The 13290-nt window shown below is 33.0% G+C and carries 7 protein-coding genes; 5 read left to right on the top strand and 2 right to left on the bottom strand.

Features of this window, described 5'->3' with window-relative positions:
* Position 1 precedes the first annotated feature (1 nt).
* From L3J35_08530 to L3J35_08515, 4 genes are all read left to right on the top strand, one after another.
* On the top strand, positions 2-2299 hold the full coding sequence (locus tag L3J35_08530; protein MCF6366233.1) for a hypothetical protein: 2298 nt from the start codon (positions 2-4) through the stop codon (positions 2297-2299).
* A gap of 48 nt (positions 2300-2347) precedes the next feature.
* Positions 2348-4129: a hypothetical protein gene (locus L3J35_08525; protein MCF6366232.1), complete on the top strand. Its 1782-nt coding sequence runs from the start codon at positions 2348-2350 to the stop codon at positions 4127-4129.
* A 72-nt stretch (positions 4130-4201) separates the two neighbouring features.
* The gene (locus L3J35_08520) at positions 4202-6187 is read left to right on the top strand and encodes an OmpA family protein (GenBank protein ID MCF6366231.1); all 1986 of its coding nucleotides are present in this window, start codon (positions 4202-4204) and stop codon (positions 6185-6187) included.
* Between the two features lie 128 nt (positions 6188-6315).
* Positions 6316-7227 (top strand): DMT family transporter, encoded by a 912-nt coding sequence (locus tag L3J35_08515; GenBank protein ID MCF6366230.1) that lies wholly within the window; start codon positions 6316-6318, stop codon positions 7225-7227.
* A 19-nt stretch (positions 7228-7246) separates the two neighbouring features.
* On the opposite strand, the gene L3J35_08510 is transcribed toward L3J35_08515, so the two are convergent.
* A complete protein-coding gene (locus L3J35_08510) occupies positions 7247-10303 on the bottom strand; it encodes a hypothetical protein (protein ID MCF6366229.1) in 3057 nt (1018 codons plus the stop codon).
* 169 nt (positions 10304-10472) lie between these two features.
* Positions 10473-12587 (bottom strand): 4Fe-4S dicluster domain-containing protein, encoded by a 2115-nt coding sequence (locus L3J35_08505; GenBank protein ID MCF6366228.1) that lies wholly within the window; start codon positions 12585-12587, stop codon positions 10473-10475.
* A gap of 172 nt (positions 12588-12759) precedes the next feature.
* Between L3J35_08505 and L3J35_08500 the strand changes: the two genes are divergently transcribed.
* On the top strand, positions 12760-13266 hold the full coding sequence (locus tag L3J35_08500; GenBank protein MCF6366227.1) for a thioredoxin family protein: 507 nt from the start codon (positions 12760-12762) through the stop codon (positions 13264-13266).
* Positions 13267-13290 lie beyond the last annotated feature (24 nt).

Here is a 13290-nt window from a genome sequence, read left to right as displayed (position 1 = left end):
CATGAACAGAAATCTTTTAATAACAGTTGCTTTTCTTGTATTATTTTCAGGAAAACTTTTTTCGCAAAATCAAAATGTTTCAATTAATACAACAGGAATGTTGCCTGATGCCTCTGCAATGTTAGATGTTGCAGCAACCGATAAAGGGATTCTTATCCCCAGAATGAATTCGGCTCAAAGGCAAGCAATTGTTGCCCCGGCAACAGGTTTGTTGGTTTATGACACAAGTCTTGACGGGTTTTGGTTTTTTGACGGCATTCAATGGGCACAAGTGGGGGGAACTTCAAGTGTTGACGGTTTAATTTCCGCATTTTCTTGGACAGATGCAACCAACTTATTAAGAGTAACCGAAGAAGGAACAAATTGGGATGTCACGATTAATAACGAAGCCGATGATTTATCGGATAATTTTATTAACGACTTATCTAATGTAAATGCAAGCCCCACCGGAGCCGGACAAATACTTGAATGGAACGGTACACAATGGGTTGCAGGGATTGATGATTCCGGAAGCGGCGGAGCAACTATTAATAACTTCGTATGGACTGATGCAACTGATTTATTAACAATAACAGAAGGTACAACCGATTGGTCTGTAAATATTGATAACGAAGCAGATGATTTATCGGATAATATTATTAATGATTTAAGTAATGTAAATGCGAATCCTGTTTCGGGGCAAGTTTTAAAATGGAACGGTTCTCAATGGACTGCGGATGCTGATAATATAGGAGGTGGTGCAACAATTACAAATTTCTTATGGAGTGACGGCTCAGATTTATTAAGAATAACGGAAGGCGGTATAGATTGGGATGTTAATATTGATAATGAAGCTGACGATTTGTCGAATAATATTATTAATGATTTAAGTAACGTAAATGCAATCCCCTCTGTATCCGGGCAGGTTTTGAAATGGGACGGCAGCAGTTGGTATGCAGGAACAGACGATGCCGGAAGTGGTGCAACAATATCAAACTTTACTTGGACTGATGCAACAGACTTATTGAGAATAACAGAAAACGGTATAAATTGGGATGTAACAATTGATAATGAAGCCGACGATTTATCAAATAATATTATAAATGATTTAAGTAATGTAAATGCAACTCCTGCTTTAAATGACTTTTTACAATGGAACGGTTCTGCTTGGGTTGCCGGAACTGCATCAGGAGCATCTTGCGTAACATTGCAAGAAGCATATAACTGCGGCGGTAACGGTTTCGGAAGACAAGTAAATATAGATTACGGAGCAATTGAATTATATTTAACAAGTACCCTTAACGGAACTGATGCTTTTTATGCCGAATCAAGTACAGGAACAGCTGCAAATCCGACAAGTGCTGTTACTTTTCAAAATGCCGGAACAGGAGCAGCTATTTATGCATATAACACAAGTACTGCTAATGCGTATAATACAATTTTTGCTGAAACTAACAGCAGTAACGATTATACTTCCGGAGTTGCAGGTTATTATACCGGAACTGCATTTGGTGTAGGAGTTTACGGAAGAATTGATGACGGAGCAAACGGAACAGCAGGTGTAATGGGTGTTAATACAAGAACTGACGGAGGTCACGGTGTTTTAGGGCAAGGAGTAAACGGTATTGTAGGACAAACAAATTACCAAGCAGGTTACGGTGTTTACGGTTCAAATGCTGATGCAATCGGAGATAATACTCAAAATGCTGTGGGAACATACGGTATTGGTTATGTTGGTGTTTGGGGAGATTTTATTAACGGCGGACTTGCAATGTATTCAAACGGAAATATGGAAGTAAACGGTGATTTTACTGTATGGGGAACAAAAGCATTTACAATTGATCATCCTTTGGATCCCGAAAATAAAAAACTTCGCCACTTCTGTGCCGAATCCCCTGAAATATTAAATATTTACAGAGGAAATATAGTTTTAGACGAAAACGGTGAGGCAGTTGTTGAATTACCGAAGTACTTTGATGCAATTAATATAAACTATTCATACTATTTAACACCAATAGGAAAGGCTGCTGACCTATACATTAAAGAAGAAGTGAAAAATAATGAATTTAAAATTGCCGGCGGTACAAATAATTTAAAAGTTTCGTGGGTGCTTTATGCTGAACGAAATGACAAATACATACAACAAAATCAAGATTCAAAAATAGTAGAAGTTGAAAAAAACAGCAGAGAAAGGGGTAAATACTTAATGCCGCAACTTTATAATCAACCTGAAAGTAAAAGTATTCGTATAGCACCGCCGGCACCTGTTAAACAAAATGCAGATTACAGCCAAAAAGGCAGGCTTGAGAAAAAAAGATGACAGTTAATATAATGAATATATTTAAGAATTCTTTAAACCGCAAATATTATGAAGAAATTAATTTTTTTAATAGTTATTTTCACAATAATAAACAACACTTTTTCACAAAGTGTATCAATTAATACAACAGGAAGTTTGCCGGATGCTTCGGCTATGTTGGATATATCATCTGTCAATAAAGGAATACTGATTCCTCGTATGGCTGATCATACCTCTGTGGGAACTCCCGCACAAGGAGTAATGGTTTTTAATACTACAACACAAACTTTTTGGTTTTTTAACGGTTTATCTTGGATTGAAATTACAAATACCGGTCCCGGGGGCTCAACACTTGATCAGGCTTATGATTTCGGCGGTGCAGGTAACGGAAGAATAATTACGGCTGATGCGGGTGCGGTAGAAATTAATAACGGAGTAAATACGGCACATTTTATAAATATTGCAGATGTTGCAAACTTTACAAACGGAAGCGATGTTGTAAGTTTAATAACAACAGGAACAAGTGTCGGAACAATTACAACAAGTACAAAAGAAAGAGCTTTAACTTTAACAAATTCTAATGCAGTATCATACGGGCTGTACAGCGGAAACACAAATACGGGAGTAGCCATATACGGAGAAACAACTAATACAACTAATTTATACAGTGCTGTTCAGGGTGTTTCAAACTACGGTTCAACAACAGCAGGCAGTTATCCCTCGGGAGTATCCGGTTATTTTGACGGAGCAGGAATGGGAGTAGGAGTGTGGGGAGAAACCAAAGGAAACGGAACGTCAGCAGGTGCAGGTGTGTACGGAATGTCATACAATAATAATTTCGGAGTTTGGGGGTTTTCAGATGCTTACCCCGGTTTGTATGCTAAAACAAACAGTACCGGAAATCCTGCTTTACAAATAGCATCAGGTGCAAATTCTCGCCTTAACCCTGCAATTTATGCTATAGGCTCGTCTCAATTTGATTGCAGTACAAGTTCTGCCCAAGCGGTACATATAAATAATGTAGGAGGAGAACCTTCGGTAACACCTACCTTAACAAGTTTCGGTTATATCGGTACAAGTGCTTACGCCTGGTATTATTTATATTATTATAATGCTGTTCAAGTTGTAAAAAAAGAAACAAACAGAAATATTAACTATTTAAATGATAATAGTTATGATTTTATTATGAAAGATATTGATAAAATAAAACCTGCTTTTTATAAATATAAAATTGAAACAGATTTCATAGAAAAAGGAAATGAATCAAAATATAGACCTAATATGCATTTTGGAGTTATCTTAGAAGATGCCCCGGATTATATTCAGGATAATGCTTTTTCGGGTGTTGATGTTTATGCCATAGCAACTCTCTCACTTGCAGGTGTAAAATATAATCGCAACGAAATACAAGAACTGAAACAAACAATAAATGATTTCGGTATTGTAAAAATGAAAAATAATGAAATTTGGATAAGTTTTGACAATAAATTTGCATCAAAGTTAAAAGATAAAAATATACCTGTTGTAACTTTAACTACAAATTCTTCTGATACAAAAGTTTATATTTCAGAACAGAACAATAAAGGATTCAGAATAATTGCTGTCGGAAATACCGATAATTTATTAATAAACTGGATTGCAATGGCAAAAACAGATGCTACGGAGAAAAATATTGATTTTGAAACTCAAATTTCTCCTGAATTATTTCAACAGCTTGTTGTTCCTGACAATATAAAGCTTAAAGCAAAAGAATTACATAAAAGACCGAACAAACAAAAAGTTTTAAATCTTTTAGATACGGATGATTCAAATAAAATGCCTTCATCAAAAAGGTTTGTAAATGAAGAATGAAAAAATATTTTTTAAATTAAAAAGTGTCATTTTCATAAGCAACATTTTTTGTTACTATTCAATACGCATCAAATGAAAATAAAAATTACTATACTTTTTTTTCTGCTGTTTTCGGTATTATTTTCTTTTGCCCAAAAAGATAATATCTATGTAGATTTAAAAGAATTTAAAATAAAAGAAGATGGCTACCTTGAAGCAAAAACACATATAAAATACGGAGATATTCAGTATAAAAAAAACAAAGTAGGAGGCTATCTTAAAGCCTTGAAACATTACCATAAAGCTTATGAATACAACCCTGACAATACAGAACTTAATTATAAAATAGGTGTTGCATATTTAGAGTCAGTTCAAAAAAAACTGTCTTTACCTTACCTGAAAAAAGCCTATGATTCAGACCCTTACGTTTCTTTACTTATTCATTGGAATCTCGGAAGAGCTTATCAATACAACTTGAATTTTGATGAAGCAATTTTCGAATATTTTAAATTTGAAAAATTACTTCGTGAAAATAACGGTTCAACCGAAAAAGTTAATAAAAGAATTGAAGAGTGCGACTACGGAAAATTATTTGCCTCGCAACCTATTGATGCAATGATTATTCGTTTAGATGTTCTGAATTCTGAATACCCTGATTATGCTCCGCTTATTTCGGCAGATAAATCAATGATGATTTTTACAAGCAGAAGAAAAGGCAGCACCGGAGGTAAAATATCAGATGAAGACGGAATGTTGTTTGAAGATATTTATGTTTCGTACAATAAAAACGGAAAATGGACAAAACCAAAAAATCTCAGAAGTCCTTTAAATACCGAATCTCATGATGCAACCGTAGGTTTGTCGCCCGACGGTCAAAAACTTTTTTTATACCATAATCTTGATATTTATGTTTCGGAACTTAAAGGCAGCAGGTGGACAAAACCGGTTCCTTTGCCGCCGACAATAAATACTGATGCTGTTGAAAATTCGGCATGTATTTCATTTGACGGAAAAGAACTTTATTTCATAAGAGGAAAAACATTAAAGCCCGAAACAAGCAACGGAGATATATATGTGAGCAAATTAAAAAACGGAACTTGGGGCGAAGCAAAAAAATTGAGTTCTAAAATAAATACAAGATATGATGAAGACGGTGTTTTTATGCACCCCGACGGCAGAACTTTGTTTTTCAGTTCAAAAGGGCATAACACAATGGGCGGTTATGATATTTTTCGCTCTGCTAAACAAGAAGACGGAACATGGTCGGAGCCTGAAAACTTAGGATTTCCGGTAAATTCGCCCGATGATGATTTGTATTTTGTAATGGCGGCAAGCGGAGAGCAAGGCTATTATTCTTCCGTAAAAAAAGACGGAAAAGGATTTATGGATATTTATAAAATTGATTTTCCTGTTGAAATTGAAATTGAAAAAGATTCGATACCCGATAAGGTTGTGCGTTTAACAATTGTAAAAGGAACAGTTTCTGACGGAAATACCGGAGCAAAACTTGAAAGTGAAATAAAAATATTTGATAATGAAAAAGATGAACTTATTTTAACGGCTAAATCAAACAGCACAAGCGGAAAATATCTTGTTTCATTGCCTTCCGGCAAAAATTACGGAATGGAAGTTAAAAAAGAAGGGTATTTATTTTATTCTGACAATTTTAATATTCCGAAGTCAGAAAAGTACCAAGAAATTATTAAGAATATTAAATTATATCCGATAAAAAAAGACGTAAAAGTTATATTAAAAAATATCTTTTTCGATTTTGACAAATCAACTCTCAGAAAAGAATCTTTTTCGGAATTAAATCGTTTAAAAAAGCTTTTGGATGATAATAAAACTATGAAAATTGAAATTTCAGGGCATACTGATAACAAAGGAAGTCATGAATATAATGAAAATTTATCAAAAGCAAGGGCAAAAGCTGTTGTTAATTATTTGATTTCGAAAGGAATAAATGCTGCAAGATTAACATCAAGAGGAGCTTCTTGGGATGAACCTGTTGATACAAACGAAACGGAACAAGGAAGACAAAATAACCGAAGAGTTGAGTTTAAGATTATCGAAAAATAAAGAAATAAATTTTAATCCGTATAAAACAACAGTTTGTCAGCGGTTAAAAGCCTAACGACTGTTTATTCTCATTTAACAACTTAAAAGATATATATTTGTTTTTTTGAATTTAACAAATAAGAACAAATATGTTCGAACTTTTTAAAGGTGAATTTTATGCACTGTTTACGGCTATTTTGTGGGTATTCGGTGCATTAATTTTTGAATCTCTGGGTAAAAAAAACGGAGCCGATTCAATAAATATTTTAAGATTAGTATTCGCATTAGTTTTTTTAAGCATTTTTACTACGTTTTCAAGAAATCACACTTTTCCTGTTGATGCAAGTACCGAATCGTGGTTGTGGCTTTTGTTATCAGGTATCGTAGGATTTGCTTTGGGAGATTTGTTTTTATTTAAAGCATTTGTATTGATAGGTGCTCGGGTTTCTATTCTCATAATGTCACTTGCACCTCCGATTGCAGCATTTTTAGGCTGGATTATTTTGGGCGAAACCCTTACGAGCTTACAATTTTTGGGAATTGTTATAACATTATTCGGTGTTACGATTGTTGTTATTCAAAAAGATTCCGGCATCGAAAAAAACGGAGATAAGAATAAAAAACTGAAATATCCCGTCATTGGAGTTTTGTTAGCATTGGGCGGAGCTGTGGGGCAGGGTACAGGCTTGGTTTTAAGTAAGATGGGAATGGGGCCTTATGATGCTTTTGCTTCAAGTCAAATAAGAATTATTGCGGGAATTTTAGGCTTGGCTGTTTTTATCACATTTTCAAAAGGATGGCAAAAAGTTGTTGCTCCTTTCAAAAAGATAAAAACAATAAGTTTAATTGCTTTAGGATCGGTATTCGGTTCTTTTCTCGGTATCTCATTTTCCCTTTTAGCAGTTCAAAATACAAATACAGGCGTTGCATCTACAATAATGGCTATTCAACCCATATTATTGATACCTGCATCAGCTGTTGCTTTTAAAGAAAAAGTAAACTTTATTGAAATTGCAGGAGCAATAATTGCCGTCGGCGGTGTGGTATTGTTTTTTGTTTAAAAAATAAATAAACTCGTATCTATTTTGCCTTTTCAACAAAATACATATCAACTTCTCCTTTATTTTTTGCTTTAACTTTGCCTCTGTAAGTACATGAAAATTCTTTTTCTATCAATTTAAATGTTTCTCCCGATACATTAACTTTTCCTGGTTCACCGGAAGATTCCATTCTGGCAGCAAGATTAACAGTATCTCCCCAAATATCATAGGCATATTTTTTAATACCTACTACACCGGCAACCACTTTCCCGGTATGAAGACCGACTCTTATTTCAAAACCGATTTTGTTCTCTTCTTCACATCTTTTTTTGTATTCAAGCATAAAATCTCGAATATCTAATGCAGCTTTTACGGCTTCAACGGCATTTTCTTTATATTTTTTAGGCAAACCGGCTGCACACATATACGCATCTCCTATTGTTTTAATTTTTTCAATCTTATATTTACTGATTATCTTGTCAAATTCTTTAAAACAATAATCAATTTCATGAACAAGCTCTGTCGGCGTAAGTTTTTCAGCAACCATTGTAAAGCCTTTAAAATCAGTAAATAATACCGTTACCATATTGTAGTTCTGCGGAACTACTTTATTGTTCCGTTTTAATTCTTCTGCTGTTTCTTTCGGAAGAATGTTTAAAAGTAACTCTTCGGTTTTATCTTTTTCTTCTTGTAACTCAATTGTTCTTTCTCGAACTTTTTCTTCCAGAATTCTGTTTTTTCTTTTTAATCTTAATCTGCTCAAGTAAAACAACAATAACAATAAAATAATTGCACCGCCACCGGTTAAATAATAAAAAGTGTTTGTTTGCCAAAACGGTTTCAGAACTGAAAATGATAATTTTTGTTCATTGCTTAATTGTCCTAAAATATTTTTTGCATTAACAGTTAAAGTATATTTGCCTGCCGGAATAAACGATAATTCAATTGTTGAATTTTTTGACCAGTTTGACCAATCTTCATAATTAGGCAGTCCCTCTACTTTATATCTGTAAAGCGTTTTGTCCGGATTAATACGAAAAGGTGCCGAAAGTTCAATTATCAATGCATTATTTTCATATTCAAAAGCAGGATTGTTAAAAACATATAAACTGTCATTATTATCTGATATTCTTGTAATTTGTATCTTGAAATCACAAGTTTTATTTTGAGAAGTATCAGATGAAATTTTTATTAATTCTTTTTTACTGTTAATAATCCATGTGTTTGCATCTTTGTCGATATATAACTTTCTTATCTTCTGAAACAGATTCCAGTAATTTTTATTGTTAATATGTTCGGAAGAGTCAGTTGAAACCCATTCGTTATTTTTATATATCCAAGGATTAACATTACTTGTAATAAATCTGAAATTTTGTTGTGGTAAATTTTTCTTATTTTGATAACTTCCAGAGTTTGTTTTACTGTTATATACCAAAATTCCGTCAGATTGAATAAATAAAACTTTTTCGTTTACTAATTGAACATTAACAGCTTCGTTTATTTTTTCCGGAAAGTTTATTTCAATCGGTTCTCTATAAGATAACAAGGAATCTTTTTTTGCAAAAAATGCTTTTCCTTCCGATCCGAAAATTATATTCCCGTTTTTATCTTGTATTATTGAATATGCAGGTTTATTAATATTTTCAAATAAAACTTGTTTTTTCCAAATTGTTTTGCTTGTTATTGTATCAACCGTAAAAGACAATAATCGAATTCCTTTTAAAGATGCTGCATATAGCACACTCGTATCTTTATCTTTTGCAAGAGAGTTGATGTAAATATCTTTAATTAAGGGTATTGCAGTTGAATCTGTGATTTCATATAATCCGAAATCTGAAACGGCTAATACTTTGTTATTAAATTCTAACAATTGTTTACATTTATCAGAAATATTTTTAACGGGAACAAATGAATAGCCTATTGATTGTGTTATATAAGTAATTTTAGGAACAAATTTATAACCGTATTTTGCTTTTTCTTTTACAATAATTTGTTTTTCCTTAACATCGGTAAGTTCTTTTAATTGATATACTCCGTTGTTCGATGCGGCATAAAGACAGTCTTCCTTTATCAGAACATCATTTATGTTTCCGTAAATTCCGGGATAAGAGGAATAATCTTTAATTTTTAAATCGGGGTCAAGGCTGCTCAGACCGTGTTCGTGTGCAATCCAAAGAGCATTGTTTTTATCGATTGCTACGGCATAAATTTCGTCATCCGGCAAACCGGTCATGTAATTGATGTTATGTTTAATTTTTCCGTAAATTTTGTCAATAATAACGCAGCCTCCGGTAAGTGTACTTAATACAAAGTCTTTTTGAGAGAAATCAATTCCGTTTGAAAGGATATTTTCTTTCAGAAAGCTTCTTACTTGTGTGTTTTTTGAATACTGTTTAAACTCTTTGCCGTTAAAAAGATACAGTTTATTTTCATTAGTTCCTATAAGAATGTTTATTTTATTGAAAGTTGTATAGAATAAAATATTGCTGTTTTTAAATTTTTTCCCGTCTTGGTGTAAATTAATAGATTCTCCGTCAAATGTACATACTCCTTTATGCTTTACGTTAATGTATATTTTGTTTTTTCTTATAAGAATACCGCTGTATTCATCTCCTTCATTATTTTTTAATTGTTTAATATCGGAGATATTCTTTTTATTAACAATAAAAATGCTCTTATTACTGTAAAAAATTACTTCTTCACCGGTTAAAATAATTTGATTAAATTCTCCGGCATCTTCGTTTAATTGTTTCAGCTGTTTATATTTATAAATTCCTAAACTGTCTTTTAAAATGTAGCCGAATTCATCTTTTAAACCTGTATATATAATTTGTGAAGTAGTGTCAGTTTTAAGAACTAAAACATTTGTCGGAATATTTTGCACACGCCTCCATGTTGTTCCGTTAAATATTGCAACGCCTTTTTTGTTTGCAAGTAATACCGATGAGTAATCGTCAAAAGCAATGCTCTTTACTTTAGAATCTGTATAAGCTTCATCCTCATCGTAATGATTGAGATAAAAATGCCCTTCTTGCGAAAATGAAATTGTATTTATCAGAAAAAGGAAAGTTATGATAATTAATATTTTTTTGTTCATTTAAAGATATTTGAGGAATGAGGAAAAATAAGATTAGCAAAGATATTAATTTATCCTTTGTTTGTTTTGAAAAACGGCAGTAATTTTTTTGAAAGATACATAATAAAATAAATTGTCGGTGTTGCTTAATGTAACACCGACAATAATAAAAAGAAACTTAAAAAAACAATTAAATTCCTAAATTTTTCACAACAATTTCGGCAATGTCCATAACTTCAACATCTTTTTCTTTATCAAGCATTTTAACCCCGTCTTTCATCATTGTCATACACATCGGGCAAGCAGTTGCAATTAAGTTGCATCCGGTTTCAAGTGCATCTTCGGTTCTTAATTCATAAACCTCCTTATTACCTTTTTCGGCTTCTTTAAACATTTGTGTTCCGCCGGCACCGCAACATAACGAACGGCTTTTATTTCGTTTCATCTCGGTTATGTTACTTGTTTGGTTTAAGATAAAGCGCGGTGCATTGTATTCTCCGTTACCTCTTCCTAAATAGCAAGGATCGTGGAAGGTTATATTTTTATCTTTCAGTTGCCCTGAGGACATTTTTATTTTTCCGGATTTTATTAAGTCTTGAATCATTTGTGTATGATGTATTACTTCATATTTTCCTCCCAGTTCAGAGTATTCATTTTTTAAAGTGTTGTAATCGTGCGGGTCGCAAGTAACAATTTTTTTAACTTCATACCCGTTCATAAGTTCGATATTCACCATTGCTTGCATTTGAGCAAGAAATTCATTGCCGGCACGTTTTGCATTATCTCCCGAGTCGGTTTCTTCTGTTCCGAGGCAAGCATAATCTACTTTTGCATAGTCAAGTATTTTAGCGAAGTTTCTGCTTATTTCAATACCGCCTTCATCATAACTTCCGGCCGAACCTACCCAAAATAAATATTCCGGAGTTTTTCCTTCAGTAATTTTTTTAGACATTAAAGGAACTTTAACTTCTTTTTCTTCACCGTTTTCGGTAATTTTTAAATTGTCAGCCCAGTTGAAACGATCGGCAGCGGAATACTTCCACGGAGCACCGTTATTTTCAATATTTGTTGACATTGCATTTATTAAGGAAGGTGCTGCAGATTCTTCCAAGAAGATATAGCGACGCATTTCCAATATCATTGACGGATGGTCGATGCTTACGGGACATTCTTGTGCACAAGCATTACAAGTTGTACATGCCCAAAGTTCTTCGTAAGTTGTATAATCAGGATATAATGATTTTTTGTCATCATAAGTTTTTCCTTCTTTCAGCAAGCCTTTCATTTTTTCTTCCATACGTCTGCGGTAATCCAAAACAACTTTTCGAGGAGATAATGATTTTCCTGTTAAGTTTGCCGGACAAACAGAAGTACATCTTCCGCATTGTGTACATGCCAACGAATCTATGTAATTTTTCCAAGTGCCGTCTTGCACATCTTTTAATCCGAAACGGTCGGGTTCGGCAGTATCATCTATAGGAGTAATTTCTGCATTCGGATCCATCATTAATTTTACTTCATTTGTTACATTTTCCATTGTGCTCATTTTTGTGTAAGGTTCTGTTCTTGAAAAATACACATTAGGAATTGACATAAATACATGAAAATGTTTTGAATAAGGCAAATAATTCGCAAAAATAAATATCAATAAAATATGTGTCCACCACATAATCAGTTCAATGCTGTGTGCTGAACTTAAAGGAATCCAGTTTGAAATTAATGAACTTACGGGAAAAATACCTTTTGCCTGTGCTCCTGCGTTTACTATATAACCGGCATTCATTCCGATTAAACTTAACATTAATAATAAAATCAGAACAAGTGCAAATGATGCATCTTTATGGTCTCTGTGTCGCATTTCTTTTCCTGTGAAACGCTTAATTTTCATAAAGTTACGTCTTATTAAAAAGACAACTATTAAAAATGCTATTATCCAAGCAAAAATATCGCCTCCTGCAATTAAAATATTATAAATAACTCCCAGAAAAGAGAAAATTCTGTCGTTTGCAAGGTTTTCATCAAAAGGAAAACCGAGAATACCGTCTATAACCATTTCGCCTGAGCCGAATGTTATTAAAAGGAAGCCCCAAAATACAAGAGCATGCATAAATCCTACAATAGGAAGTCGCATAATTTTGTTTTGACCGATTACAACTTTTAAAACTCGGTTTAAGCGTTCACCTATATTTTTAACTGAATAAGGTTTTTTTAAAAGTTTAATTATTCTGAAAATTTTGGAAAAGCTCCAAGCTAAAATACCGAATGCAACAACAGTTGCGACAATGAAAAGAATATGTTCAAGCATAATTAATTATTTTTGTCAAATATATAAATATTGTTTCTGCTTAGGCAAAAGCCGTAAAAATTTAGAATGATTTTAATTAACAAAAATCTTATTTATTTTGAAAATAATGGTATTATTGCGGTTGTTTGAAAACATATATAAGTTGAAAATTAAAATTTAAATACCCGCAATTATGAAACAATTATTAGGCGTAGTTTTAGTTTTGTTTTTTATGTATTCGACATCTTTTTCTCAAAAGGAAAAGTTATATGATGTTGATGCAAACCCTAATGAGCAATTTGATGCAGCAATAAAAGCTGCAAAAAATGAAGGGAAGCACGTAATGGTTCAAATTGGCGGGAATTGGTGTCCGTGGTGTTATAAGTTTCATGATTTTTATAAGAATGATGCTGATCTGGATTCAATGATAAAGGCTGATTATGTTGTAATTAACGTAAATTATAACCCTAAAAACAAACATCAACTTTTTGAGCAATTAGATTTTCCGCAACGTTTCGGTTTTCCTGTAATCGTTATTGCTGATGCAAACGGAAAAAGATTGCATACACAAAATTCGTGGTATTTGGAAGACGGTAAAGGAAGCTATGACAGAGAAAAGTTTAAAGGTTTTTTGAAAAATTGGACGGTAAAAGCTGTTAATCCTGAGAGTTATAAGTCGGAAGATAAAAGTAGAAAGTAAAAAGTTGAAACGGGGAGGATTGTG

The organism is Bacteroidales bacterium (assembly GCA_021648725.1).
Lineage (GTDB): Bacteria > Bacteroidota > Bacteroidia > Bacteroidales > JAADGE01 > JAADGE01.
The sequence above is the reverse complement of the archived record's forward strand: the minus strand, read 5'-3'. Positions and strand labels throughout refer to the sequence as shown.

Coding starts and splice junctions, on each gene's coding strand:
- L3J35_08530 (MCF6366233.1), top strand. CDS start 2: ATGAACAGAAATCTTTTAATAACAGTTGCTTTTCTTGTATTATTTTCA.
- L3J35_08525 (MCF6366232.1), top strand. CDS start 2,348: ATGAAGAAATTAATTTTTTTAATAGTTATTTTCACAATAATAAACAAC.
- L3J35_08520 (MCF6366231.1), top strand. CDS start 4,202: ATGAAAATAAAAATTACTATACTTTTTTTTCTGCTGTTTTCGGTATTA.
- L3J35_08515 (MCF6366230.1), top strand. CDS start 6,316: ATGTTCGAACTTTTTAAAGGTGAATTTTATGCACTGTTTACGGCTATT.
- L3J35_08510 (MCF6366229.1), bottom strand. CDS start 10,303: ATGAACAAAAAAATATTAATTATCATAACTTTCCTTTTTCTGATAAAT.
- L3J35_08505 (MCF6366228.1), bottom strand. CDS start 12,587: ATGCTTGAACATATTCTTTTCATTGTCGCAACTGTTGTTGCATTCGGT.
- L3J35_08500 (MCF6366227.1), top strand. CDS start 12,760: ATGAAACAATTATTAGGCGTAGTTTTAGTTTTGTTTTTTATGTATTCG.